The sequence below is a fragment of the Candidatus Binatia bacterium genome (assembly GCA_036563615.1).
GTDB lineage: Bacteria > Desulfobacterota > Binatia > UBA12015 > UBA12015 > DATCMB01.
Genome location: DATCMB010000004.1, coordinates 221,771 through 247,498 on the forward strand (window position 1 = coordinate 221,771; position 25,728 = coordinate 247,498).

Genomic DNA, 25,728 nt, shown 5'->3' on the forward strand with positions numbered 1-25,728 from the left:
CCGACAGCCGCTGTCCTCCATGAGCCTCGCGTCCCCCTCGCGCCTCGCTGCCGCGCCCTTACGGCGCGTCGAGATTCCGGGTACAGTCTCGCGCGGAGGACGGCAGATGACCGAGCAATCGCCTCGCGGTAACGGACGCTACGGCACCCATGGTCGGGTGCTGATCGTCGATCTCACCACCCGGACGAGCCGGACGGAAGAGCTGGACGAGTCGGTCTACCGCATGTTCCTCGGCGGCTACGGGCTGGGTGCATACTTGATGTGGCGCCACTTCCCGCCGGGAACCGATCCGCTCGCGCCCGAGGCCTGCTTCGCGATCGTGTCCGGGCTGCTGACCGGCGCGCGGACGCCGTTCTCGGGCCGCATCCAGATCGTCGGCAAGTCGCCGCTGACCGGCACCTGGGCCGACTCGAACTCGGGCGGCAGCGTCGCGATCCAGCTACGGAAAGCGGGCTACGACGCGCTGCTGGTCACCGGCAAGGCGAGCGAGCCGACCGTGCTCGTGGTGCGCGACGGCGAGGTGCGCTTCGATCCGGCCGGCGACCTCTGGGGTCAGGAGATCCCGCCGGTGTTCGACGCGCTCCGCGAGCGCTACGGCGGCAAGTCGGAGGTCGGCGTCAGCGCGATCGGTCCCGCCGGCGAGCAGCTCGCGCGCATCGCGAGCGTGATGAACGACCGCTACCACGCGTTCGGCCGCCAGGGCTTCGGCGCGATCTACGGCAGCAAGAACCTGAAGGCGATCGTCGTCTCGGGCTCGGGCGAGGTGCCGATCGCCGATCCGAAGCGCTTCCGCGAGCTCTGCCAGCAGATCACCGCGGAGTACAAGAGCGCGCTCTCGTGGCGGATGCGCTTCATGGTCTACATGACCAAGCCCAAGCGCTGGATGGGCTGGATGTATCGCCTGATGACGCGCCTCGGGATGAAGGTCGAGGCGCCCGCGCAGGCGATGCGTCAGCTGTGGAGCGACCGCGGCACGACCGGCGCGGTCGCGATCAGCGTCGAGAACGGCGACGCGCCGATCAAGAACTGGAAGGGCGTCGGCGCGGTCGACTTCCCGCTCGCGAGCAAGGGCTGGAAGCTCGATGGCAAGGAAGTCGACAAGTACATCACCAAGAAGCTGTCGTGCGGCGACTGCCCGATGCCGTGCAAGGGCATCGTCGCGGTGAAGAAGCGCGGGCTCTCCGACGTGCGTCGTCCCGACTACGAGACGATCGTCGGCTTCGGCGCGAACCTGCTCAACGACGACCTCGAGATCGTCACCGCCTGCCACGACGCCTGCAACCGCTACGGCATGGACGCCGTCAGCGCGAGCGCGACGCTCGCCTGGGTCTGCGACCTGATGGACGAGGGCATCCTCACCAAGGACGACCTCGACGGCATCGACATGCGCTGGGGCAACGGCGAAGCGGCGCTCGCGCTCACCATCAAGATGGGCAAGGGCGAGGGCTGCGGCGCCTGGCTGCGTCACGGCAGCGCGCGCGCCGCGGCGCACATCGGACGCGGCGCCGAGCGCTTCGCGATCCACGTGCACGGCCAGGAGCCGGCCTACCACGACTCGCGCTTCACCTCGCTGATGGGCGTCACCTACATCGCCGATCCGACGCCCGGACGGCACACCGCCGGCAGCGCGTCGTGGAACGAGACCTTCAACTCGAAGTTCCCGATCCCGAACGCGGTCGACCCAAAGGAGGTCACGGTCGCGTGGCACGGCACCGAGGGCAAGGGCGTCGCGCAGGCGCACTTCTCGAACGCGCACCAGGTGCTGAACGGCCTCGGTCTCTGCATGTTCACCAACCTGACCGGCGGGCTGCCGTGGCTCGATCTGGTCAACGCCCTCACCGGCTGGGGCATGACCGAGAAGGACCTGCTGCTCGCCGGCGAGCGCATCCAGAACCTGCGCGCCGCGTTCAACCGCCGCGAGGGCATCAAGCCGTCGGACTTCCAGCCGCACCCGCGCATGCTCGGCGAGGGCGACGGCAACCTGCAGAAGGGCCCGCTCAAGGGCATCAAGGTGCCGCTGATCCAGCTCAAGGAGGACTACTACCGCGCCATGGGCTGGAACCCGGTCACCGGCCACCTGTCGCGCGAGCGCGCCGAGCGGCTCGGCATGAGCGAGCTCCTCGCCGGGTACGTCGACGGGTGAGCGCGGGATGACGCTCCTCGGCCGCCTGCGCGAGCGCCTCGCCGGCCGCAAGGCGCGCGGCGGCACGATCCGCGTGCGCGTCCTGCTCAAGGGTCGCACCGGGAGCGGCTGGTACGACGTCGACGAGCAGCTCGCGCTGCCCGAGGGCGCGACCCTCGCGACGTTGCTCGACGCCGCCGAGCGCCGCGGCATCCGTCTGCGCGAGGCGCTCGCGACGAGCCCGCACCTCGCGCACACGCTGATGCTGAACGGCGAGCGCTGCCCGGTCGAGGAGAACCGCGAGCGCGTGCTCGCCGACGGCGACGAGATCTACCTTCTCGCGCCGCTCGCCGGCGGCTGAGTCGCGCCGGACGGGAGAGCCGCGGCCCGCGCGCGCACCTCGCTCGGCGTCGTCCCCGACCAGCGGCGAAACGCGCGGTGGAAGGCGCTCGGCTCGGAGTATCCCAGCAGGTAGGCGATCTCGGCGATCGCGAGCGACGACTCGCGCAGGTAGCGCTCGGCGGCCTCGCGTCGCGCCTCGTCGAGCAGCTGCTGGTGCGAGAGCCCCTCGGCGCGCAGCCTGCGCTGCAGCGTGCGGGACGTCGTACCGAGGCGTCGCGCGACGGTGGCGAGCCGCGCATCACCTCTCGCGAGCTCGGCCGCGACCGCGCGCCGGATCACCGCGACGCCGAGTTCGAGCGGCAGGACGCGCGCGTCGAGCTCGCGCGCGTGGTCCTCGAGGAGCCGGCGGAGCACCGGGTCGCGACGCTCGAACGGCAGCGCCGCCGCGTCGCGCGACAGCGCGAGCCCGGACCACGCGGCGCGGAAGCGAATCGGGCAGCCGACGAGATCCTCGAGCTCGGCGTCGCTCGCGCCGTCGTGCTGAAAGGCCGCGTAGCGCGCGCGGCAGCGGCCGCCCGTTCCCTCGTGCAGGCGGCGCGCGGTGATCGCGGCGGTGAACTCCGAGACGAAGCGGAAGGTGCCCGGAGCGCCGAGCGCGTCGCGCACCTCGAAGCGCACGCCCGCTTCGTCCGGTTCGTCGCTCACGTGCAGCGAGACCGCCTGGGTCACGGTCGCGAAGTAGCGCGCCAGGCGCTCGAGCCCGTCGCGCACGGTGTCGCAGCTGAACACCAGGTAGTCGACGACGTCGTAGGCGCCGAACGGGACGCTCGCCGCAAGGCGGAGACCCAAGTGCGTGAGCCTCCGCTCCGCCATGGCGCCCTTGAGCACCGCCGCCGACACCTCGTAGGGAAAGCGCTTCTCCGGGTCGTCGAGGTCCTCGCGCGACACGCCGGCGGCGGCGCGGAGCCGCTCGGCGTCGTAGCCGAGCCGGGCGAGCGCGGCGAGCTGCGCGCGCAGGTCGCTGCTCGGCTGCGTGGGTCGCGGCGGCACGAGCCGATCAAGGAGGCCCGTGGCGCGACTTGTCAATCCTTCGTCGCGATCGGTCATCCTCGCGCGACGCGAGCTGCGCTAGGCGTGCACGGCATGAAGAACGCATCGACCGTCCATCGCGCCCTGCTCCGCCCGCACGCCGGGCACGGTCCGCGTTGCGCCGCCGCGCCGAGGGAACGGTTCGCCGCGCGCGCGGCGCTCCTCGCGCTCGCCGTGCTCGCCGCGTGCGGTGACGGCGGCGGAAGCGCCGAGCTCTCCGGCCCGGCCAGCGACCCGCCGGCCGTCCTTGCCTTCCGCGAAGCGTTCGAGACGCAGCGCTACGACCTCGTCCCCGCGCTGGTCGAGGACCTCGAGCGCGCGGCGGCCGCCGCGCCCGACGACCCGAGGGTCGGCCTCACCCTCGCGCTCGCCAACCTCTGGGGGGCGGCCGAGATCAGCCGCATCGGCGGCGATCCGGCGCGCGAGGCGACGCACGCCTTCGACGCGCTCGCCCAGCTCGAGAGCGCGAGCCGGCTCGCGCCGGACGACGCGCGCATCGACGGCTTCATCGGCGCCGTGCGCATGCGGATCGGGCTCCGCGTCGGCGACGCGGACCTGGTCGCGCGCGGGCTCGCGGAGATCGAGGCCGGGATCGCGCGTCACCCCGAGTTCAACGCGTTCGTCGCGATCCTCGTGCTGTCGCGGCTCGAGCGCGACGATCCGCGCTTCGCCGGCACCTTCGCCGCGATCGAGCGCACGATGGCGGCCTGCGAGCTGCCGGTGAGCGAGGCGACCCCGGCGCTCGCGCTCGAGGCTCCACGGAAGGACGTCTCGGGTCCCGACCGCGTGTGCTGGAACGGCCCGCTCGCCCTGCACAACTGGGAGGGCACGTGGCTCTTCGTCGGCGACGCGTACGCCAAGGCGGGCCGCGGCGAGCTCGCGCGCGCGCTCTACGGCAACGCGCAGCTCTTCGAGTCGTACGCGAGCTGGGGCTTCCGCCCGCTGCTCGAGGAGCGCATCGCGACCGCCGACGAGCTCGCCGCGCGCTTCAGCGACGACGATCCCTCGAACGATCCCGAGCTGGTCGCCGACTCCGCCGTGCAGTGCGCGGTGTGCCACGCGCGCTGAGCCGGACTCGGAACGCTCCGACGCTCGCGGGCGACCGAAGACGCCCGCCGCGTGCGCGCTGCTTGACGCCAGACGGTTCGCACACGCGGCCGCGGCGCGGCGGCGCACGGGCTCAGATCAGCTCCTCGCCGCGCGCCGCGACGTACTGCCGCCAGTGCACCCAGCCGCGCTCGGTCGCGAAGCCCCACTCGCGGCGCTTGCGGCCGTGGATGAACAGCGTCGTCGCCGCCGTGCCCGGCGGCAGCACGAGACGGTGCAGGTGCGTCGCGCTGCGCACGATCACCGAGCCCGGACCGTACCAGCGCTCGCCCGACTCGGTGATCTCGAGGTAGCCGCCGCGCAGGATCACGCTCGCGTAGTCCCACGGGTGGTCGTGCAGGTCGCGGTCGAGGTCGCTGCGCAGGATCCGGTGCACGCGCGCCGACACCAGCGGCGTGCGGAAGAGCCAGAAGCGCTCCATGTAGCCGTCGAGGTGCAGGTACGGCGTGCGCTCCGCGCGCCGCACGATGCGATCGACCAGCGCCTGCCAGGCTCGCGTCGCGGCGATCCCGCGCACGCTCTGCGCCTGCTCGGCGAGCGCACGGGCGCCCTCGTCGACCTGCCCCACCACGTCCTCGTAGCCACGTACGCCGTTCATCGCGCGAGCCTCTAGCAGACGCGCAGGCGTCCGACGACGGCCCGCCCAAATGAACAACCCTGTTGACTACCCACCCGGAGCGCGGATAGTGCGCGCGCATGCGGACGAGCGAGCCGGCGCGCGGAGCGACGCGTCCTCGCGTGCGCGACCCGGAGGCGACGCACGAGGCGATCCTCGCCGCCGCGCAGGCGATGATGGCCGAGCACGGGCCGTCCGGCGTCACGGTGAGCGACGTCGCGCGGCGCGCCGGCGTGAACCGCGGCACCGCGTACCAGCACTTCCCGACCCGGGAGCGGCTGATCGCCGAGGTGCTCGACCGGCTCGGGCGTCGCACCAAGGAAGCGCTCGACGCCGACGCGCCGCCGAGCCTGGACGCGCGCGTCGACGCCACCGTCAAGTACTTCGTCGAGCACCCGGAGCTGATCCGGGTGTCGCTGTTCCGCATGCTCGCCGGGATCCCGCACCCGAGCGAGGAGCTGTGGCGCGACTACGTGGCACGCGTGCGCGCGCTGGCGACGGGGCCGGGCAGCCGCGAGGGGATCGACGCCGACATGCTCGCGGTGATCCTGCTCGGCGCGACCATGCTGTGGTCGCTGCGCGTGCAGAGCGGGTCGGCGAGCGCCGCCGCGACGCGGCGCTACCTGCGCGAGCTCAAGCGGCTGCTGCTCTACGGCGTCGTGCGCCCGGAGCATCATCCCGAGCTCGCTGCCGCGGTACGCGGCGACGCCGTGCGCAGCGGCGGGCACCGCGCGACGCCGGCACGACGCGCGCGCCGCGCCGGTTGAACGAGTCTGAACGGAGGGACGAGCGATGCGCCTCGAAGACATGGTTCTCGTCAGCGTCGACGACCACGTCGTCGAGCCGCCCGACATGTTCGAGCGGCACGTGCCGGCGGCGTGGCGCGACAAGGCGCCGCGCGTCATCCGCACGCCGAACGGCGACGACGTCTGGTCGTACGAGGGCCAGATCCGCCCCAACGTCGGCCTGAACGCGGTCGCGGGGCGCGCGCCCGAGGAGTACGGCTTCGAGCCGACGAGCTTCGAGCAGATGCGCCGCGGCTGCTACGACGTGCACGAGCGCATCCGCGACATGAACGTGAACGGCGTGCTCGCGTCGATGTGCTTCGGCTCGTTCCCGTCGTTCTGCGGCATCCTCTGGGTGCGCTCGAAGGACAAGCAGGCCGCGCACGTCATGCTCGAGGCCTACAACGATTGGCACATCGACGAGTGGTGCGCGTCCTACCCCGGACGCTTCATCCCGCTCGCGCAGCTGCCGCTGTGGGACATCGACTTGATGACCCAACAGGTGCGGCGCGTCGCGAAGAAGGGCTGCCACGCGGTCGCCTTCCCCGAGAACCCGACGCTGCTCGGCCTGCCGAGCATCCACGACCGCGCGTGGGATCCGTTCTGGCGCGCCTGCTGCGACGAGCGGGTCGTGCTCGCGATCCACATCGGCAGCGTCTGGCAGCCGCAGCCGCCGTCGCGCGACTCGGCGCCCGAGACCATGATGGCCGGCGTGCCGATCGCGTGCCTGCACACCGCGACCGACTTCATCTACTCCGACGTCTTTCGGCGCTTCCCCGAGCTGCGCGTCGCGCTGTCCGAGGGCGGCATCGGCTGGATCCCGTACCTCTTCGACCGCCTCGACTACCTGCACGAGCGTCACCGCGCGTGGACGCGCTGGGACCTCGGCGGCGAGCGTCCGAGCGACGTCTTCCGCCGTCACTTCCTGACCTGCTTCATCGACGACCCGACCGGCGTGCGGCTGCGCGACGCGATCGGCGTCGACGGCATCTCCTGGGAGTGCGACTACCCGCACTCCGACAGCACCTGGCCGCACGCGCCGGAGCGTCTGATGAAGAGCCTCCACGGCGTGCCGGACGACGAGATCGACAAGATCACGCACCAGAACGCGCTGCGCTTCTTCCACTTCGACGCGCTCGGGCTCGTCGGCGGACGCGACCAGGCGACGGTCGGCGCGCTGCGCGCGCAGGCGAAGGACGTCGACCTGACGCCGCTCTCCGAGCGCGCCGGCAAGCCGCCCGCCGAGCACGACCGTCCGGTCACCGCGGGCGACGTCCTGCGCCAGCTCGCGACCGTCCTCGACGGCAACGCCGCGCGCGCTTCTTCTTGACGGTCGGGACATGAGCGAAGCGAGCGACACGATGCGCGAGTTCGATCCCTACGACTGGAGCTTCCACGAGGACCCCTACCCGACCTACCGCTGGCTGCGCGACGAGGCGCCCGCCTACCACAACCCGCGCGTCGGCTTCTGGGCGATCTCGCGCTACGAGGACGTGCTCGCCGCGTTCAAGGACACCGAGCGGCTGTCGAACGCGAAGGGCGTGTCGCTCGAGCAGTCGTCGCACGGCGACCCGTCGGAGACGGCGTCGTTCCTCGCCATGGACCCGCCGCGCCACGACGTGATGCGCGGGCTCGTCGCGCGCGGCTTCACGCCGAGGCGCGTCGCCGAGCTCGAGCCCCGCATCCGCGCGCTCGCGACCGAGCACATCGACCGCGTCATCGAGCAGGGACGCTGCGACTTCATCAAGGACTTCGCCGGCAAGCTGCCGATGGACGTGATCAGCGAGATGCTCGGCGTCCCGGTCGCCGACCGCGACACGCTGCGCCACTGGGCGGACACGCTGCTGCACCGCGAGGACGGCGTGCGCGAGATCCCGCCGGCGGGCATCGAGGCGGCGCTCAACATCGTCGCCTACTTCCAGGACCTGGTGAAGGACCGCCACGCGCGGCCGACGGAGGATCTGCCGAGCGCGCTGCTCGCGGCCGAGGTCGACGGCCGCCGCCTCACCGACAAGGAGATCATCTCGTTTCTGTTCTTGATGGTGATCGCCGGCAACGAGACCACGACCAAGCTGCTCGGCAACGCGCTCTACTGGCTGTGGCGCAACCCCGAGCAGCGCGCGCTGGTCGCCGCCGATCCGAGCCTGATCCCGGCGTGGGTCGAGGAGACGCTGCGCTACGATCCCTCGACGCAGATGCTCGCGCGCACGGTGCGCGGCGGCTACGAGCTGCACGGCGAGCGCCTGCAGGACGGCGAGCGCGTGCTGATCCTGATCGGGGCCGCGAACCGCGACGAGCGCGTCTTCCCGAATCCCGACGCCTACGACGTCCGGCGCGACGCGAGCGCGCACCTCGCCTTCGGCAAGGGCACGCACTTCTGCATGGGCGCGTCGCTCGCGCGCCTCGAGGGACGGGTCGCGCTCGAGGAGGTGTGCCGTCGCTTGCCGGACTTCGAGATCGACCCGAGCGGCCTCGAGCGCGTGCACTCGATGAACGTCCGCGGCTTCGCCGCGATGCCGATCTCGTTCACGCCCGGCCGCAGGGAGGGTTGAGACGATGGCGCGACGCGCGCGCAACGAGTTCCTGCCGGTCAAGGTCGGCTGGCTCGGCGCCTGCCTCGACGGCGAGGGCGGCGGCTACGACAAGATCCACCGGATGGCGTTCGAGGAAGCGCGCGAGCAAGGCGTCTTCACGCGCGGCGTCGAGCACGTGATCCACGAGGAGGACGGGCTGCCGAACGGCTCCGCGCACAACGCGATCGCGGGCTACAAGTGGCTCGTCGAGCAAGGCTGCGTGATCGTCGCCGGCGCGTACAGCTCGGACAACGCGATCGCGGTCGCGCCGGTGGTCAACGAGCTCAAGGTGCCGCTGATCTCGTGGTGCGGCACCGAGCGCTTCTCCGGCGAGTACTGCTTCCAGCTCGGCAACGGCGACTGCGGCGGCGACGCCGCGCTCATGGCGCACTGGCTCAAGCGCAAGGGCTACCGGCGCATCGCGGTGCTGAACGAGGTGTCGCCGAACGGCGAGGAGTACTTCCGCTTCTTCCGCCAGGAGTGCCGCCGGCTCGAGCTGTCGATCGGCGCCGTCGAGACCGTGTCGCAGCAGCCGCGCGACCTCGCCGAGAGCCTCGCCAACCTGAAGCAGGCGAACTGCGACGCGCTCGCCTACATGGGCTACGGGATGCTCTTCGCGCAGGGGCTCGTGCGCCCCGCGCTCGAGAAGATCGGCTGGGACCCGCCGCGCATCATGACGACGGCGTTCATGTTCTACCTGGTCGGCTTCGAGCACTTCGAGGGCTGGGTCGGGATCGACCAGCTCTGCCTCGAGAACCCGCTCGTCGAGCCCTTCCGCGCGCGCTTCGAGAAGCGCTACGGGACGAACCCGCCGATGTGGCCGAACGCGATCCCGGTGCTCGCCTACGACACCGCGCGCGTCATGGTCGAGGCGCTGCATCGCGCGCCACTGCTCACCGGTCCGGGCGTCAAGGAAGGGCTCGAGCGCATCCGCTTCATGCCGTCGACGACCGGCGGTCCGCGCACGCACATCGCGTGCAGTCCGTACGACCACAAGATGCTGAAGGGCGACTGGCTGCTCTACGGCCGCGTCCGCAACGGCAAGCTCGAGCTCGAGGGGCTCTACGAGCCCGCACCGGGGGCCTTCTGATGGCGAAGCCGAACCACCCGCTGAACGACGCCGTCCGCCTGACCGACGGCGCCTTCTACGGCAACGATCCGCACCCGCACCTCGCCTGGATGCGCGAGCACGCGCCGGTCTACTGGGACGAGCGCGGTCAGGTGTGGGGCATCACGCTCTACGAGGACGTGCTGGCGCTCGCGAAGGACTCCGCGACCTGGCGCAACAGCGGCGGCATCCGTCCCGACAACCCGCCGATGCCCTACATGATCGACATGGACGACCCCGAGCACAAGAAGCGCCGGTCGCTCGTGAGCAAGGGCTTCACGCCGCGCCGCGTGCTCGAGCGCGAGCCGCGCGTGCGCCAGATCTCGATCGATCTCCTCGAGCGCGCGCGGGCGCGCGGCACGTTCGACTTCGTCAAGGACGTCGCCGCCTGGCTGCCGCTGATCGTGATCGGCGACATGCTCGGCGTCGAGGAGGAGGACTATCCGAAGCTGCTCGAGTGGTCCGAGGCGATGCTCGTCAGCACCGGCTCGACGGACCCGGCGCTGATCGACGGCGCGGCGCGCGCCTTCGAGGAGTACAGCGTCTACCAGCGGCGCGTCATCGAGGACCGGCGCGCGCATCCGAAGGACGACCTCGTGAGCGTGCTCGTGCACGCCGAGGTCGACGGCGAGCGTCTGTCGGACGACGAGCTGGTGATGGAGTCGCTGCTCATCCTGATCGGCGGCGACGAGACCACGCGGCACGTGCTGTCGGGCGGCATGTACCAGCTCCTGCTGCACCCGGAGCAGCGCGAGCTGCTCGCGCGCAAGCCGCAGCGCATCCCGACCGCGGTCGAGGAGATGCTGCGCTGGGTGAGCCCGATCCAGAACATGGCGCGCACCGCGTCGCGCGACGTCGAGCTGCGCGGCCAGAAGATCGCGGCCGGCGAGAAGGTGCTCCTGCTCTACCCGTCCGCGAACCGCGACGCGAAGGTGTTCCGCGACCCGTTCCGCTTCGACGTGACGCGCACGCCGAACGACCACCTCGCCTTCGGCATCGGCGCGCACTTCTGCCTGGGCGCGAACCTCGCGCGCCTCGAGCTGCGGGTGATGATGGAGGAAGCGCTGCGCCGCATGCCCGAGCTGCGGCTCGCGAGCGACGCGCCGCCGCCGATGCGGGCGTCGAACTTCATCACCGGCATCGAGAGCCTGCCCGTCGTCTGTACTTGACGTCGACGCCACGGCGTCGTGCTCGAGGACGCCCGCACCCGGACGCGCGGCGTGCAAAGACTGGCGCGGCCGCGTCCGCGCCGCCGGTCCTCACGCCGCTGCTCGGGCGCTCTGCTCGGGAGAGCCTTCCTGCGCCACACGAGCGCGCTCCGCGCGCCGGCCGGCTTGCACCGGTGTTGCGGCGAGCGACGCGCCCGCGCGCATCCGCCGCGCGTTCGCCACGACCGCGACCGAGCTCGCGAGCATGGCGAGCGCCGCGACCAGCGGCGTGAGCGCGCCCGCCGCGGCGAGCACCACCGCCGCCGCGTTGTAGCCGAAGGCCCAGGCGAGGTTCTGACGCGCGACCCGGCGCACGCGCCGCGCGTGCGTGACGAGCCACGGCACGTCGGCGAGCTCGCCGCGCAGCAGGACCACGTCGGCCGTGAGCCGCGCGAGGTCGGTCGCACCCGCGACCGCGATGCCGAGGTCGGCCGCGGCGAGCGCCGGGGCGTCGTTGATCCCGTCGCCGACCATGACGAGCGCCGCGGCGCGGCGACCGAGCGCCGCGCGCAGCGCGCGCAGCCGCGCCACCTTGTCCTCCGGCAGGAGCCCCGCCTCGACCTCCGTGGCGCGGGCGACGTTCGGCACGATGGCCGCGACCGAGCGGTCGCCGGAGAGGACGGAGATCCCGAGGCCGAGCGCGCGCAGCTCCGCGACCGCGTCCCGCGCGCCGGGGCGCGGCCGCTCGCCGAGCTCGAGCGCGCCGACGACCCGCGCGCCGCGGCGCACGACGACGAGCATCGTGTCGCGCGCGTCGGTCGAGATGTCGCGCGCGTCCGTCTCGCCGAGCGCGGCCAGGTCGCCCGGCGCCGGCGCGCCGACGAAGAGCTCCTCGCCCGCGACCTCGCCACGCACGCCGCGTCCCGGCACGAGGCGCACGTCGCGCGCGGACGACGGCTCGAGACCGCGCGAAGCAGCGGCCGCCGCGATCGCCCGCGCGAGCGGGTGCGCGAGCCCCTGCTCGAGCGCGGCGGCGCGCGCGAGCAGCTCGTCCTCCGTCGAGCAACCGTCCATCACGCGCACCGCGACCAGACGCGGCAGCGGCTCGGTGAGCGTCCCCGTCTTGTCGAAGACGACGTGCGCCGCGTCCGCCGCGCGCTCGAGGAGTGCCGCGCTGCGCACGACGACGCCGCGCCGTGCGGCGAGCGCGAGACCTCGTGCGACGGCGACCGGCGTCGCGATGCCGAGCGCGCACGGGCAGGCGACGACCAGCACGGCGATCGCGACCAGCGCGCCACGCTCCACGCCGGCGTCGACCGCCCACCACGCGCCCGCGCCGGCGGCGACGACGAGCACGAGCGGAACGAGCGCGGCTGCGACGCGATCGGCGAGACGCTCCATCGGCGCGCGCTCGCGTCGCGCGGCCTCGATCAGCGCCGCGATCCGCGCGGCGGCGCTCGACGCGGCGGGCTCGGTGACGCGCACGCGCAGCCGGCCGTCGATGCTGCACGTGCCGCCCGCGACCGCGCTGCCCGGCGCCTTGGGTACGGGTCGGCTCTCGCCGGTGAGCGCCGACTCGTCGCACGACGCCTCGCCGTCGAGCACCACGCCGTCGGTGGGAAAGACCTCGCCCGGCGCGACCTCGATCACGTCGCCCGGCACGAGCGCGTCGATCGGCGTCGTCTCGAGCCGCTCGCCACGCACGCGACGCGCGACCTCCGGCTGCGGCGCCATGACCGCGCGCACCGCGCGGCCCGCCTCGGCGCGCGCCTCCGCCTCGAGGTAGCGCCCGAGCGTGACCAGCACGAGCAGCATCACCGCGGTGTCGAAGTAGACGTCGCTGCGCCCGGCGAGCGTGTTGGCGAGCGACAGCCCGTAGGCGGCGAGCACCGCGAGCAGGACGAGGAGGTCGCTGCTCGCCCGTCCACCGCGCAGCGCTGCGAGCGCAGAGGAGGCGATCGGGCCGCCGAGGATCGCGAGCACCGGCAGCGCGAAGAAGGCCGCGAGCACGCGCAGCAGCGCGAACAGCGGCCCGTCAATCACAGCCTCGCCGTCGCCGTACACCTGCGGCACGTAGCTCGGCATGCTCGTCATCATCACGTTCATCGCGAAGAAGACGGCCACGCTGAGCCGCACGACGAGGCTCGCGGCGGCGCCCGCCTCGCCGCGCGCCCGCGTCACCTGCATGGCGAGCAGGCAGCCGATGCAGCAGAACGCGCCGCGCTCGCCGCCGACCGTCCCGCGCACCGGGCGCCCGCGGATCGGCAGCCCGCAGTGCGCGCAGTCGCCGGCCACGGTCAGCCGACGAGGCCGACGACGAGGTAGACGGCCGAGAAGAGGAAGAACGCCACCCACATCAGCCCGACCCACCAGGGCGCGGGGTTCTCCTCGTAGTGCAGGTAGCGCCCATCGAGCGCGTGCTCCGGGCGCGACGCGGCGGCCGCGCTCTCGCGCGGGCCCGCGACGATCGGACCGGGGTCGGGCTGCGCGATCAGCGTCTCGTCGTGCGACGTCTCGTCCGGTGCGGCGGGCGGCGGCGCGTGCAGCGCTCCCTTCCGCTCAGGCACGGGATACCTCCGCGTAGAGCTCGCCGCCGCGCTCGATCTGCTCGTCGAGCTCGAGCATCCGGTACTTCGGCGCCTCGATGTCGCGGAAGCGTCCGGAGAACACCGCCCACAGCGTCATGAACAGAATCGGCAGCATGCCGAGCAGGTAGGTGACGACCGTCACGGCGCCGAAGCCCACGACGTCGTCCTCGATCATGGTCATCGCGAACTCGGCCATCTTGTAGACGAAGGCGAGTCCGGCGACGGCCATCACCAGCACCGTCATCGCGAACAGCACGACACTCTTGCGCGACATCAGCCCTGCCCTCCCACGGACGCCGGCGCACCCGGCTCGTGGATCACGCCGTCCTTCACCCAGCTCCCGAGCCACTGCAGGTAGGTGACGAGCGCGAGCGCGCGCTCCGTCGGACGCCGCTCCTCGTCGAACATCCAGCGGTACGACGGCATCACCGAGTACGGCACGACGCTCGTCGGGTCGTAGAGGTGCGCCATGTGCCAGTCGTTCGAGTGTCGACCCGCTTCACGGATGAGGTCCGGCCCGACGCGTCGCGTGCCGAAGAGGTGCGGCAGGTTCATCTCGTTCTGGTACTCGCTCGCGACCGACACCGGACCGAAGCGCTGATCCTCGTTCGACACCGGGCGGACGAACTGCGAGTGGCAGTGCCAGCAGCCCTCGGCGATGTACCAGTCGCGCCCCATCACCAGCGCGCGCGCGAAGCTCTTCGCGTCGGGCGTGCCGAAGCTGCGCTCGAACTCCTCGGGGTAGTCCTCCGCGAGCTGCACGAACTCGGGCGGCACGTCCTGCGCGATCTCCTCGACCGTGCGCACGGGCACGTCGCGCAGCGTGATCATCGGCATCGCGCCCTGCAGGAAGAAGCCGAGGAGGAAGGTCACCACCCCGGCGACGAGGAACGTCGAGGCGAAGCGCTCCATTCAGGCGGCCTCCAGGGGAAGCGGCTCCGGCACGATGCGCTCGACGCGGCGCCGTGCGGTCGCCCACAGCGCGTAGAGGAAGAACACCTGGCCCGTGATGATCATCAACCCGGCGAAGGTTCGCACCCACCAGAACGGCATCGAGTCCTTCACCGACTGGCCCCAGTGCGCGAGCCCGGCCCAGCTGAAGCCCTGCACGAGACCCGCCGCCGTCAGATCGACGATCATCAGCGACAGCCCGGCGAGCGTGAGCCAGTAGTGCGCCGTCAAGAGCCGCGGCTGCACCCAGGCGCGACCCATCACCCGCGGCCAGAGCTCGACGAAGAAGCCGAAGATCCAGAAGCCGAAGACGCCGAACATCACCATGTGGGCGTGGCCCACCACCCAGTCGGTGAAGTGAATCACCTTCTGGAAGGTCAGCGTCACCTGGAAGGCGCACTGCAGGCAGGTGAGCCCGTACATGATCATGCCGGTGTAGAACCAGCGGATCGCGAGGTTGCCGCGCACCGCCTCCGAGCGCCCGTGCAGCGTGCCGAAGAAGTTCACCAGCACGGTGAGCACCACGACCTCGATCGCGATCGTCGCGACCACCGCGCCGTACTGCGCGTACATCGGGATCGGGCTGAACAGGAAGTGGTGCACGCCCTGCATCGGGTAGAAGAACGCGATCCCCCAGAAGCCGATCAGCGACAGCGCGTGGCTCCAGATCGGCTTCCGCAGCAGCAGCGGCACGAAGTAGTACATCAGCCCCCAGCCGATCGGCGTGACGAAGAGACCGACCAGGTCGTGGATGAAGAGCCCGGTGATCGCCGCACCCGCCGTGCCCGGGACCCAGAACTGCGGCAGGTAGTTGCCCATGAAGTAGACGAGCCCGGTCCACGCGAACGCGGCGAGGAAGTACCACAGGCTCACGTAGAGCCCCTGCTCCTTCGAGCGCACGATCGGCGCCGTCATGTTGATGACGAGCAGCACGAGCCCGACGAGGATCAGCGGGTCGACGAAGATCGGCGTCTCGCCCCACTCGATCGCCTGTCCGTAGCCGGCGAGCTGGCCGACGATGGTCAGCACCATGAAGAGCTGCCAGGCGCCGAAGATCACCCAGCCGAGGCGGTCGGAGAGGATCGGCTGGCCGGTCAGACGCGGGATCGCGAACAGCAGCCCCGCGATGAAGGCGTTGGCGATGAAGCCGTACGCCGCCATGTTGGTGTGCACCATGCGGACGCGGCCCGGCGACAGCCATTCGACCCCCTCGAACGGGTAGAGGCCGTTGAACTGGAACGCGTAGGCGAGCCCGCCGAGCAGCGACACCACGAGGAACGCGGCGCTCGCGACGAGATGCCAGCGCACCAGGTCGAGGTTGACGAGCGCGCGGTGATTGACGGTCGCGACCTTCGCGATCACGGGACCTCCTGGTGGTCGCGCGACGCGGCGCTCGCGACGGCGTGCGCGTCGGTGGCGTTCGCGTGCGCCGCGAGCGTCGCACCGCCGCGCGGCTTGGCGCGCAGCGACAGGATGTACGAGACGAGGTTCCAGGCGTCGCCCGGGTGGATGCTCTCGCCGTCGGGGTTCTCGAAGACGTCGGCGTACGAGGGCATCGCCGTGCCGTTCAGCCCGGTCATGAACGTCCGGTAGACGTCCTCGGGCGCGGCACCGCTCTTGAGCGCGCCCTTGGTGAAGTCGAACGGCTTCTGCGGGTTGCCCCAGCCGTCGGGCGCGAGCGTCGCGGCCGAGGGCCCGTCGCCGCGTCCCGCGTCGCCGTGACAGCGTCCGCAGTCGAGCATCTCGTAGAGCTCGCGCCCGCGCGCGACCGACTCGGGCGAGCCGAGCGTCGCCGGCGGCCGCGGGACGTGGATCGGCGTCGCCGCGCCCTCCTCCTCCGCCCAGCGCGGGTAGAAGGTCTTGAGATACGCGACGAGCGCCCAGCGGTCGCGCTCGGAGAGCAGCGACCACTCGGGCATCGAGGTACGGTTCACGCCGTTGGTGATCGTGCGGAAGAGATCCGCGTCGGTCGGCAGCGCGCCGTTCGGCGTCGTGCGAAACTTGTAGACGCCGCTCGTGAAGTCGCGTGGCTTGACGAGCAGCATCGCCGCGGCCGGGCCCTTGCCGTCGCCGTTCACGCCGTGGCAGCCCGCGCAGTACGTCTCGTAGACCGCCTTGCCGCGCGCGATGGTCTCGGCTTGCGGCGTCACCGGCGGACCTGCGCTCGCCTCGCGCGCCGCCGATGCGAGCGCGAGCAGCGCGATCGCGAACGCCGCAGCGAGACACCGCTCGCGCCCGCGTCGCCGACGCTCGCGGGCTCGAGGTGCCGTGAGCCGCTCGAACGGTCGAGCGACGCGGGCGCGGCGGGCGTCCCGCGCGAGCCTCGCGCGCTCCGGACGCCGTCGGTCGCGTCGGTCCGAGAATGTGAATGGTGCGATTCGCGCGAGGTGGCGCGGGAACTGCTCGCTGTCGTGGGCCATGGTCGCCGCGCCGGTGACGGCAAGCCGTATGCCACGTACGGTACGCGTTCCTGCGGACTCGGGACGCGCGCTTTTCCCAGCGCTGGGAATCGGCGACCCCGAACCCGCCCAGAAACTGCGAACGAGGTCGAAGAACGCATGCAGCAGGTGAGAGCGAGGTCGTTGGACGAGGACGAGACGCCGGTGGCGCAGGCGGCGCGGTCGCGCGCACCGCTGTTCGCGCCGCTTCCGGTGCGCGGTCCGTGGACGCCGCTTCACCTGACGCGCGCGCAGTTCGTCGCGATCCTCACCCTCGCCTGCCTGGTCTACGCCTTCCTCGGCGGTCCGCTCTGGCGCCACCTCGGCGAGGGCGACTTCGCGCGCATCGTCGTGAGCTATGCGGTGATCCCGCTCGGCGTCGCGGCGGCGCTCGCGCGCAACCGGGAGCTGCGCTTCGGGCTGTGGCTCGGCGCGAGCGCGGTGCTCGCGGCGCTGAAGCTGATCCTCACCGCGACGCTGGCGCTCGTGCTGGGCATCGCCGCGTCGCCCTGAGCGCGTCGCGGAGCTTCAGTGCAGGTGCACCTGCGCGTCCGGCGGCAGCACGCCGCGCAGCACGGTGAGCACGCCGAAGGCGACGACGAGCACGCCGGCTGCGAGCGAGAGGCGCGAGCGCAGCGCCGGACGCGCGAGAAGCCGCGTGAGCCCGAGGGTCAGCATCGCGGGCAGCGTGCCGAGCCCGAAGGCGAGCATGACGAGCGCGCCCTCGAGCGCCGACGCGGTCGCCGCCGCACGCGCCGCGAACGCGTAGACCAGGTGGCACGGGAGGAACGCGTTCACCACGCCGAGCGCGAGCGGCGCGCCGCGCGAGCCCGACGCGAGCACCGAGCCGAGCGAGCTCGCGAGCGCGCGCTGCGGCAGCAGGACGAAGCGCGCCGAGAGCCCCGCGACGACGCCCAGCATCTCGAGCCCGACGAGCACGATCACGACCCCCGCGACCACGGCGAGCACGCGCTCGGCGAGCTGCACCGACGCGGTCGTGACCAGCGCCGCGCCGAGCCCGCCGCTCAGCGCGCCGACGAAGGCGAGCGTGTTCAGCCGGCCCGCGTTGTAGAGCACCTGGCGCGCGAGGTTGTCCTGCCGTCGCGCGCGGGCGAGCGCGAGCGGGAAGACGCCGCACATCCCCACGCAGTGCAGCGAGCCCGCGAGCCCCCCCAGGAAGGCGAAGAGGTAGAGCACGCCGCCCGCGGGGAGCAAGGACGGTGCCCGACGCCGCGCCGTGCTTCTGCGTCAGCGACCCGCCGTCGGCGTCGGCGTCCGCAGCTCGCTGTCCCGTCGACACCAGCGATTCCTCGCGGCGTCGGCGTGCGTCGCCGTCAATCGACGACGAACTCCGCGTTGCAGCCGCGGTCGACCCAGATGCCGCGCCAGTCGACGCCCCAGTTGTCGCCGCGCACGCAGCGCTCGCGGCTCAGCTGCCGGACGAGGTGCACCTTGTGCCCCCAGGTCGAGACCGGGCAGTGCGCGTAGCCGTAGTCGCGCGACGTGCAGGTGATGCGCTTGCCGCGATCCGGCTGGTCGCGCCCCGACCACGAGCCGCGGTCGACGACGAAGACGCCGCGGCAGCCGTCGCGCACCCAGACGCCGCTGCCGTCCCCGTCGCTGCCCCAGGTCTGGTACTGCCGGCACGGCGCCTTGCTGAGCTGACGCTCGAGGCGCACGCGTCCGACGGTGTGCGTGCGGCAGTAGGCGTGCTTGCCCTTCAGGGAGCTGCACTCGATCCGCACCGCCGGAGGCCAGACGCGAGCCTCGCCGTCGACGGTCGCGGACGCGAGCAGGGCCAGCACCGCGGCCGCCGCGAGAAGGGTGCGCTGCGCGATCATGGGTCCATCCATGTCCCGGGCCCGCGGGGCCACGCAAGGGCCGGGGTCGGGAGTTTCCCCTAAGGGGCGCGCGTTCGCTTGGGCGAGCGAGCGGTTGCGGCGCAATCGCTTCGGCAGGCGAGATGGCGCGGCGCAATCCGCGACCGTCCGCGCCGCGGCCCATCGCGCGGCATCACGGGCGAGGCGCTTCACGGCCGGAGCCGGCAAACGGGGTATTCCACGGCAGGCGACTGGTGTAGGATCCCGCCGTCTCGCATCAAGAGAGATCCTGTGCAGTACGTGCACGACGAGCGTCCGTTCGTCTTCGTCGCGAGCTTCCTCGCGCGAGAGGGACGCGACGGCGCGCTGCACGAAGGCCGGGTCTCGTTGCTCACGCACCGTCGCGCGCACGGCGAGAACGTCAAGCACAACGGCGCGCTCGATCTCTCGCGCCCCGACCCGCTGCATCACGAGCCTGCTTCGCGACATCTCACCGCACGAGCGAGCGCGTGACCACGGGCGCGGCGAGCCATGCGGTCCGCTCGGGCGGTGACGGCCGCCGCGACGTCGAGCGCGCGATCGCCGTGCTCGCGGAGCGTCTGCCCGAGCCGCTCGTCGCGCTCGCGCGCGTCGCCTACGACTACTCGTGGACCTGGGCACTTGGCGGCCCGCAGCTCTTCCGCACGATCGACCCGACGCTGTGGATCCGCTCGGGCGGCAACCCGCGCTGGCTGATCGAGGCCGTCGCGCCGCACCGCCTGCGCGAGCTCGCCGGCGACGCGGGCTTCCTCGCGCGCCTCGGGGAGCAGGAGCAGCGGCTCGAGGCGCAGCGCGCGCGTCCGAGCCGGACCATCGGCGTCGTCGGCGCCGAGCGGCCGGTCGCATACTTCTGCTCGGAGTTCGCCGTGCACGCGACGCTGCCGCTCTACGGCGGCGGGCTCGGCGTGCTCGCCGGCGACGTGCTGAAGGCCGCGTCGGACACGGCGCTGCCGATGGTCGGCATCGGGCTCCTCTACCGTCAGGGCTACTTCCACCAGCGGCTCGACCTCTCGGGCTGGCAGCACGAGTCGTGGGTGGCGACGGACTTCGAGCGCCATCCGCTCGTGCGTGTCACGACCGACGACGGCAGGCCGCTCACGGTGTCGGTGGAGATCCGCAACCGTCACGTGCAGGTGCAGATCTGGCGCGCCGACATCGGCCGCGTGCCGCTCTACCTCCTCGACACCGACTTCGAGCCCAACGCGACCATCGACCGCTGGATCACCGCGCGGCTCTACGTCGGCGACCGACACACGCGGCTCGCGCAGTACGCGGTGCTCGGCGTCGGTGGCGTGCGCGCGCTCGCGGCGCTCGGCGTGCGTCCCGGCCTCCTCCACCTGAACGAAGGACACGCGGCGCTCGCCAACGTCGAGCGTCTCGCCGCGCTCGTCGCCGACGGGCGCGACGTCGACGACGCCCTCGAGGTGGTGCGCGCCGGCAGCGTCTTCACGACGCACACGCCGGTCGCGGCCGGCAACGAGTGGTACGCGATGGAGGAGGTCGAGCCGGTGCTCGGCTGCTACATCGACCGCTGCGGGCTGCCGCGCGACAGGATGTACGGCTTCGGACGCTTCCGCGCCGAAGACCAGCACGAGCCGATGAACATCACGCCGCTCGCGCTGCGCACGAGCCGCAAGTCGATCGGGGTGTCGCGCCGGCACGGCGAGGTCGCGCGGGTCATGTGGCAGCCGCTGTGGTCCGAGAGGGAGATCTCCGAGGTCCCGATCGAGCACGTCACGAACGGCGTCCACACGACGTCCTGGATGTCGCGCCGGATGCAGTCGCTGCTCGATCGCTACTTGACGCCCGGCTGGCGCGAGCGCGTCGCCGAGCCGGAGACCTGGGAGCCGGTCGCGCAGATCCCGTCGCGCGAGCTGTGGGAGACGCGGCGCGCGCTGCGCGCCCACCTCGTCGGCTTCGTCCGCGACAAGTCGGTGCGCGATCGGCTGTCGCACGGCGAGCCGCCGAGCTACGTCGAGCAGGCGGCGCAGGTCTTCGACGAGGACACGCTGACCATCGGCTTCGGACGCCGCGTCGCGACCTACAAGCGGCTGCACCTGCTGATGCACCGCCTCGAGCGCGGTCTGCGGCTGCTCGACGACGCGGCGGCGCCGATCCAGATCGTGATCGCGGGCAAGGCGCATCCTGCGGACGACGAGGCGAAGCAGACGCTGCGCCGCCTGCTCGAGGTCCGGCGCATGCCGAACGTCGGGCGGCGCATCGCGTTTCTCGAGGACTACGACCTCGACATCGCGCGCCGCCTGGTCGCGGGCGTCGACCTGTGGCTCAACCTGCCGCGGCCGCCGTACGAGGCGAGCGGCACGAGCGGCATGAAGGTCGTGCTCAACGGCGGCCTCAACCTGAGCGTGCTCGACGGCTGGTGGTGCGAGGCCTACGAGCCCGACGTCGGCTGGGCGATCGAATCGCCGCCCGGCGACCTGCATACGCAGGACGACCACGACGCGCTCGTGCTCTTCGATCTCCTCGAGCACGAGGTGGTGCCGGAGTTCTACGAGCGCGGCGCGGACGGGATCCCGGAGCGCTGGCTCGCCAAGGTGCGCGCGTCGCTGCAGCGGCTCGCGCCGCGCTTCAGCGCGCAGCGCATGGTCGAGGAGTACGCAAGCGTGCTCTACGCGCCGCGCCCGACGCCGACCTCGGCGAGCGCGCCGCCCGACACGACGCCGCTCGCGGCGCAGGGGCGTCCGACCTGAGCGACGGCGCACGATGGCCGCCCTCGCCTGCCCCCGCGCCGCCGCCCCCTCGACCCAGCGATTCGTCGCCGCCTCACGTCGGCAGCGCGAGCTTCACGAAGTCCGTCTCGGTGACGATCCCGACGAGCCGCTGCCCCTCGACCACGGGCAGGCAGCCGATCTTGTGCTCGAGCATCAGCCGCGCGGCGTTGGCGATCGGCTCGAACGGCCCGATGGTGACCACGTGCGGGCTCATCACCTCCTTCACGCGCAGCGTCGAGTGCAGCTTCTGCTGCGCCGTGCGTCCGTAGCCCAGCGCCTGCGCGAGCGCGCCGCGGAACAGGTCGCGCTGGCTCACCACACCGCACACCACGCCGCGCTCGTCGACGACCGGCAGGTGGCGAATGCGTTGCATGGCCATGATGTCGTCCGCGACCTCGAGGCGATCGTCGACATGCAGAGTCCGTACGACAGGCGTCATCAGATGACGTACCTCGCTGCGCTCGGCTGGCACGGTGCTCATCGCGAAGCCTCCCGAGACGCAGCGGCAGCAAGCGACGTACCCCGGATTTCGTGCGCGTCGCGCGCTCGTCTTCCCGGACCGGCGAATCGTCGCCGCACGACGTTCTCGCAGGTCGGAAAGCGGCGCGGGCCAGCACGCATCCCCCACCCCGAGACGATGGCGTATCCTGAGCGCAGGGCGACCTCTGCGCGGGAGGAGCAGCGATGAGCGACACCACCGCCGAACGCGAGTACATGGTCGCGACGCAGATCCAGGCGCGCGGCATCCGCGATCCGCACGTGCTGCGTGCGATGCGCGAGGTGCCACGCGAGGCGTTCCTGCCGCCCGAGCTCGCGGAGTTCGCCTACCGCGACAGCCCGCTGCCGATCGAGCGCGGCCAGACCATCTCGCAGCCGTTCATCGTCGCGCTGATGACCGCCGCGCTCGAGCTCGAGCCGGGCGATCGCGTGCTCGAGGTCGGCACCGGATCGGGCTACGCCGCCGCGGTGCTGTCGCGCATCGCGCGCGAGGTGGTGACGATCGAGCGCCACGAGGAGCTCGCGCGCACCGCCGCCGAGCGTCTGCGCGCGCTCGGCTACGACAACGTCACCGTGCACCACGGCGACGGCACGCTCGGCTGGCGCGAGAGCGCGCCGTACGACGCGATCGTGGTCGCGGCCGGCGGCCCGAGCGTCCCCGAGGCGCTGCTCGACCAGCTGGCGGTCGGCGGACGGCTCGTGATGCCGGTCGGCGAGGACCGCGAGCTGCAGACGCTCGTGCGCATCACGCGGCGCGCCGACGGCACGCTCGAGCAGGAGTCGCTCGGCGACGTGCGCTTCGTGCCGCTGATCGGCGTGCAGGGCTGGCGCGACGACGAGCGGCCCTGGGACGGCCGTGCGCCGCACGTCCCGAGCGAGCCGGAAGCGGTCGCGCAGCTCGTGCGCGAGAGCGCGTGGCGCTTCGACGAGATCGACGACGCCGACCTCGGACCGCTCCTCGAGCGCATGGCCCACGCGCGCGTCGTCTGCCTCGGCGAGGCGACGCACGGCACCTCCGAGTTCTACCGCATGCGGGCGCGCATCACGCGCGCGCTGATCGAGCGCCACGGCTTCCGCATCGTCGCGATCGAAGGCGACTGGCCGGACGCCGCGGTGGTCAACCGCTGGGTGCGACGCCTCCCGAACGGCACGCCTCTTCCCGGCGGTCCGTTCTCCCGCTTCCCGACCTGGATGTGGCGCAACCACGAGGTGCTCGAGTTCGTGCGCTGGCTGAACGCCTGGAACGCGTTCCACGACGAGGCGGCGCAGACCGGCTTCTACGGACTCGACCTCTACTCGATGTTCAGCTCGATCCGCGCCGTGCTCGACTACCTCGACAGCGTCGATCCGGAGGCGGCCAGGATCGCGCGCCGCCGCTATGCATGCTTGACGCCGTGGGAGAACGATCCCCAGGCCTACGGCGGCGCCGCCGTCACCGGCCGCTACCGCGTGTGCGAGAAGGAGGCGACCGCGATGCTCGCCGACCTGCTCGCGCGCCGGCTCGAGTACTCGGCCCGCGACGGCGATCGCTTCTTCGACGCCGCGCGCAACGCGGCGCTCGTGGCGAGCGCCGAGCGCTACTACCGCGTGATGTACTACGGCGGCGACGAGTCGTGGAACCTGCGCGACCGGCACATGTTCGACACGCTGCTCGCGCTGCTCGACTTCCACGGCCCGGAGTCGAAGGCCGTGGTGTGGGCGCACAACTCGCACGTCGGCGACGCGCGCGCGACCGAGATGGGCGTGCGCGGCCAGCTCGACGTCGGACAGCTCTGCCGCGAGCGCTTCGGGCGCGCGGCCTTCCTGGTCGGCTTCGGCACCGACCACGGCACGGTCGCCGCCGCGCACGACTGGGATGCCCCGATGGAGGTGATGCGCGTCCGCCACGCGCACGCCGAGAGCTACGAGCGCATCTGCCACCAGAGCGGTGTGCCGGCGTTCATCCTGCAGCTCCGCGAGCCGGAGCGCGAGGAGCTGCGCGGCGAGCTCGTCCCGCCGCGCCTCGAGCGCGCGATCGGCGTGATCTACCGGCCGGAAACCGAGCTGCAGAGCCACTACTTCCACGCCTCGCTGCCGCTGCAGTTCGACGCGTGGATCTGGTTCGACGAGTCGCACACCGTCCTGCCGGTGACCGCGCAGGACATGCGCGTGCTCGAGCAGCTCGCGGACGGCGCGCGCTAGCGAACGGCTCCTCGCCGTCGCGGCGCGCGGCGCGACGGCTCGTGGCGCGAGCGCTCGCGGACGGCGGCGACGTCGCCGTCGAGCGGCACCATCGCGCCGTCCTCGGCGACGCTCACGTTCCAGCCGAGCTGCTCCTCGACGAGCTCGCAGAGGCTCGCCGACGCTTCGGGCTCGCCGTGCACGAGCCAGAGCTTCCTCGGCGCGCGCCGGAAGCCGCGCAGCCAGCGCAGGATGTCTTGACGGTCGGCGTGCGCGGAGAAGCCGTCGAGCGCGACGACCTTCGCTCGCACGGTCACCTCCTCGCCGAACATGCGTAGCGTCTTCGCGCCGTCCTGCAGCGAGCGTCCGCGCGTGCCGGCGGCCTGGAAGCCGGTCAGCAGGACGGTGTTGCGCTCGTCGGGCAGACGCTGTCGCAGGTGGTGCAGGACGCGTCCGCCGGTCGCCATGCCGCTGCCGGCGATGACGATCATCGGACCGCGCGCCATGCCGATCTCGCGCGAGTCGGCGACCGAGCGCACGAGCTCGAAGCGCCGCGTCTCGAGCGGGTTGCGCTGCGCGTCGGTGAGCGCCTGCATGTCGACGTCGTGCTCGTCGCGGTGACGCGCGTAGATCTGCGTCACGTGCGACGCCATCGGGCTGTCGACGAAGACCGGCACGACCGGAATCCGGTCGGTGTCCTCGAGGTGGCGCAGCGCCCAGACCAGCTCCTGCGTGCGCCCGACGGCGAACGCGGGAACGATCAGCACGCCGCCGCGCTCCACCGTGTCGTTGACGACCTGGGCGAGGATCGAGGTCGGGTCGCTCGGGTGGACGCGGTCGCCGTAGGTCGACTCGACGAGCACGACGTCGCCCTCGTCGATGTACTCCGGGTCGTGCAGGATCGGCCGCTTCCAGCGTCCGAGGTCGCCCGAGAAGACGAGCCGACGCGGCGGCGGTCCGTCGATCTCGAGCTCGACGATCGCCGAGCCCAGGATGTGCCCCGCCTGGCGCAGGCGCGCCGACACGCCGTCGGCGACGCGGAACCACTCGCCGCGCTTGCGCACCTCGACGAGACGCCACACCTGCTCGACGTCCTCGGCGGTGTAGAGCGGCAGCGCCGGACGGTGCTTCGAGTAGCCGTGCCGGTTCGCGTACGCGGCCTCCTCCTCCTGCAACCGCGCCGCGTCGAGCAGCAGGATGGCGAGCAGGTCCGCGGTCGCGGGCGTGCAGTACACGGGCCCGCGAAATCCTTGCTTGAAGAGGAGCGGCAGGGCGCCGGAGTGGTCGATGTGCGCGTGGCTCAGCACCACCGCCGAGACCGCTTCGGGATCGAGCGGCAGCGGGCGCCAGTTGCGCAGGCGCAGCTCCTTCTGCCCCTGGAACATCCCGCAGTCGAGCAGCACCTGGCTCTTCGCCGTGCGCACGAGGTGCTTCGAGCCGGTGACGGTTCGGGCACCGCCGAGGAAGGCGAGCGTCGTCGCGTCCCCGGCGCGCTTGCCGTCGGCCTTCCGCGGACGCTCGCGCACGCGGTGTCTTTACAGCAGCGTCGCCGCTCCGCGAAGCGCCGCGCACGAGCGGCGAAGGTTGCGCCCTGGCGGGAAGCCCGCGATAA

General features: G+C 72.2%; 24 protein-coding genes. 12 read left to right on the forward strand and 12 right to left on the reverse strand.

Annotated elements, in window-relative coordinates; genetic code table 11:
- Positions 1-106: 106 nt before the first annotated feature.
- Together VIS07_00940 and VIS07_00945 are read left to right on the forward strand one after the other, a co-directional pair.
- The gene (locus VIS07_00940) at positions 107-2,143 is read left to right on the forward strand and encodes an aldehyde ferredoxin oxidoreductase family protein (protein ID HEY8514061.1); all 2,037 of its coding nucleotides are present in this window, start codon (positions 107-109) and stop codon (positions 2,141-2,143) included.
- A 7-nt stretch (positions 2,144-2,150) separates the two neighbouring features.
- Positions 2,151-2,483: a MoaD/ThiS family protein gene (locus VIS07_00945; protein ID HEY8514062.1), complete on the forward strand. Its 333-nt coding sequence runs from the start codon at positions 2,151-2,153 to the stop codon at positions 2,481-2,483.
- Here VIS07_00945 and VIS07_00950 read toward each other — a convergent pair.
- Positions 2,453-3,514, reverse strand: coding sequence for an AraC family transcriptional regulator ligand-binding domain-containing protein (locus tag VIS07_00950; GenBank protein ID HEY8514063.1), 1,062 nt, complete (start codon positions 3,512-3,514; stop codon positions 2,453-2,455). The two genes, VIS07_00945 and VIS07_00950, sit on opposite strands and share 31 nt — an antisense overlap.
- A 93-nt stretch (positions 3,515-3,607) precedes the next feature.
- Between VIS07_00950 and VIS07_00955 the strand changes: the two genes are divergently transcribed.
- Positions 3,608-4,621: a hypothetical protein gene (locus VIS07_00955; protein ID HEY8514064.1), complete on the forward strand. Its 1,014-nt coding sequence runs from the start codon at positions 3,608-3,610 to the stop codon at positions 4,619-4,621.
- 112 nt (positions 4,622-4,733) lie between these two features.
- Here the strand turns inward: VIS07_00955 and VIS07_00960 are convergent, their stop codons facing one another.
- A complete protein-coding gene (locus tag VIS07_00960) occupies positions 4,734-5,258 on the reverse strand; it encodes a hypothetical protein (GenBank protein HEY8514065.1) in 525 nt (174 codons plus the stop codon).
- 140 nt (positions 5,259-5,398) lie between these two features.
- Between VIS07_00960 and VIS07_00965 the strand changes: the two genes are divergently transcribed.
- From VIS07_00965 to VIS07_00985, 5 genes are read left to right on the forward strand one after another with little or no spacing between them, the layout of a single operon-like run.
- Entirely contained in the window at positions 5,399-6,043 is a 645-nt protein-coding gene (locus VIS07_00965) for a TetR/AcrR family transcriptional regulator (protein HEY8514066.1), read from the forward strand.
- 25 nt (positions 6,044-6,068) lie between these two features.
- Positions 6,069-7,391 (forward strand): amidohydrolase family protein, encoded by a 1,323-nt coding sequence (locus VIS07_00970; GenBank protein ID HEY8514067.1) that lies wholly within the window; start codon positions 6,069-6,071, stop codon positions 7,389-7,391.
- A gap of 10 nt (positions 7,392-7,401) precedes the next feature.
- Positions 7,402-8,613, forward strand: coding sequence for a cytochrome P450 (locus VIS07_00975; protein HEY8514068.1), 1,212 nt, complete (start codon positions 7,402-7,404; stop codon positions 8,611-8,613).
- Positions 8,614-8,617: 4 nt separating this feature from the next.
- The gene (locus VIS07_00980) at positions 8,618-9,724 is read left to right on the forward strand and encodes an ABC transporter substrate-binding protein (protein HEY8514069.1); all 1,107 of its coding nucleotides are present in this window, start codon (positions 8,618-8,620) and stop codon (positions 9,722-9,724) included.
- On the forward strand, positions 9,724-10,911 hold the full coding sequence (locus tag VIS07_00985) for a cytochrome P450 (protein ID HEY8514070.1): 1,188 nt from the start codon (positions 9,724-9,726) through the stop codon (positions 10,909-10,911). Before VIS07_00980 ends, VIS07_00985 begins: the two co-directional genes overlap by 1 nt.
- Positions 10,912-11,001: 90 nt before the next feature.
- On the opposite strand, the gene VIS07_00990 is transcribed toward VIS07_00985, so the two are convergent.
- Genes VIS07_00990 through VIS07_01015 form a run of 6 tightly spaced genes read right to left on the reverse strand, consistent with a single transcriptional unit; the run spans position 11,002 to position 16,579 of the window.
- Complete coding sequence (locus VIS07_00990; GenBank protein HEY8514071.1) at positions 11,002-13,185, reverse strand: heavy metal translocating P-type ATPase; 2,184 nt, start codon at positions 13,183-13,185, stop codon at positions 11,002-11,004.
- 2 nt (positions 13,186-13,187) lie between these two features.
- A complete protein-coding gene (locus tag VIS07_00995; protein HEY8514072.1) occupies positions 13,188-13,457 on the reverse strand; it encodes a hypothetical protein in 270 nt (89 codons plus the stop codon).
- The gene (locus VIS07_01000) at positions 13,450-13,752 is read right to left on the reverse strand and encodes a hypothetical protein (GenBank protein HEY8514073.1); all 303 of its coding nucleotides are present in this window, start codon (positions 13,750-13,752) and stop codon (positions 13,450-13,452) included. The genes VIS07_00995 and VIS07_01000 overlap by 8 nt, the downstream gene beginning before the upstream one ends.
- Positions 13,752-14,390 carry a cbb3-type cytochrome c oxidase subunit II gene (locus VIS07_01005; protein ID HEY8514074.1) on the reverse strand — a complete coding sequence of 213 codons (639 nt, stop codon included), beginning with the start codon at positions 14,388-14,390 and terminating at the stop codon, positions 13,752-13,754. Before VIS07_01005 ends, VIS07_01000 begins: the two co-directional genes overlap by 1 nt.
- On the reverse strand, positions 14,391-15,791 hold the full coding sequence (locus tag VIS07_01010) for a cbb3-type cytochrome c oxidase subunit I (GenBank protein ID HEY8514075.1): 1,401 nt from the start codon (positions 15,789-15,791) through the stop codon (positions 14,391-14,393).
- On the reverse strand, positions 15,788-16,579 hold the full coding sequence (locus VIS07_01015; GenBank protein HEY8514076.1) for a cytochrome c: 792 nt from the start codon (positions 16,577-16,579) through the stop codon (positions 15,788-15,790). The genes VIS07_01010 and VIS07_01015 overlap by 4 nt, the downstream gene beginning before the upstream one ends.
- Positions 16,580-16,987: 408 nt before the next feature.
- Between VIS07_01015 and VIS07_01020 the strand changes: the two genes are divergently transcribed.
- On the forward strand, positions 16,988-17,380 hold the full coding sequence (locus VIS07_01020; protein ID HEY8514077.1) for a hypothetical protein: 393 nt from the start codon (positions 16,988-16,990) through the stop codon (positions 17,378-17,380).
- A gap of 15 nt (positions 17,381-17,395) precedes the next feature.
- On the opposite strand, the gene VIS07_01025 is transcribed toward VIS07_01020, so the two are convergent.
- A complete protein-coding gene (locus VIS07_01025) occupies positions 17,396-18,082 on the reverse strand; it encodes a sulfite exporter TauE/SafE family protein (protein HEY8514078.1) in 687 nt (228 codons plus the stop codon).
- A 119-nt stretch (positions 18,083-18,201) separates the two neighbouring features.
- Positions 18,202-18,708 carry a DUF3011 domain-containing protein gene (locus tag VIS07_01030; GenBank protein ID HEY8514079.1) on the reverse strand — a complete coding sequence of 169 codons (507 nt, stop codon included), beginning with the start codon at positions 18,706-18,708 and terminating at the stop codon, positions 18,202-18,204.
- Positions 18,709-18,978: 270 nt separating this feature from the next.
- Between VIS07_01030 and VIS07_01035 the strand changes: the two genes are divergently transcribed.
- The gene (locus tag VIS07_01035) at positions 18,979-19,200 is read left to right on the forward strand and encodes a hypothetical protein (protein HEY8514080.1); all 222 of its coding nucleotides are present in this window, start codon (positions 18,979-18,981) and stop codon (positions 19,198-19,200) included.
- A complete protein-coding gene (glgP, locus tag VIS07_01040; protein ID HEY8514081.1) occupies positions 19,197-21,437 on the forward strand; it encodes an alpha-glucan family phosphorylase in 2,241 nt (746 codons plus the stop codon). The genes VIS07_01035 and glgP overlap by 4 nt, the downstream gene beginning before the upstream one ends.
- Before the next feature lie 73 nt (positions 21,438-21,510).
- Here glgP and VIS07_01045 read toward each other — a convergent pair whose 3' ends face one another.
- Positions 21,511-21,939 (reverse strand): CBS domain-containing protein, encoded by a 429-nt coding sequence (locus VIS07_01045; GenBank protein ID HEY8514082.1) that lies wholly within the window; start codon positions 21,937-21,939, stop codon positions 21,511-21,513.
- Between the two features lie 203 nt (positions 21,940-22,142).
- Between VIS07_01045 and VIS07_01050 the strand changes: the two genes are divergently transcribed.
- Positions 22,143-24,137, forward strand: a complete 1,995-nt coding sequence (locus VIS07_01050; protein ID HEY8514083.1) for a protein-L-isoaspartate(D-aspartate) O-methyltransferase — start codon at positions 22,143-22,145, stop codon at positions 24,135-24,137.
- Here the strand turns inward: VIS07_01050 and VIS07_01055 are convergent.
- Positions 24,134-25,642 carry an MBL fold metallo-hydrolase gene (locus tag VIS07_01055; GenBank protein ID HEY8514084.1) on the reverse strand — a complete coding sequence of 503 codons (1,509 nt, stop codon included), beginning with the start codon at positions 25,640-25,642 and terminating at the stop codon, positions 24,134-24,136. The genes VIS07_01050 and VIS07_01055 overlap by 4 nt on opposite strands.
- Positions 25,643-25,728 lie beyond the last annotated feature (86 nt).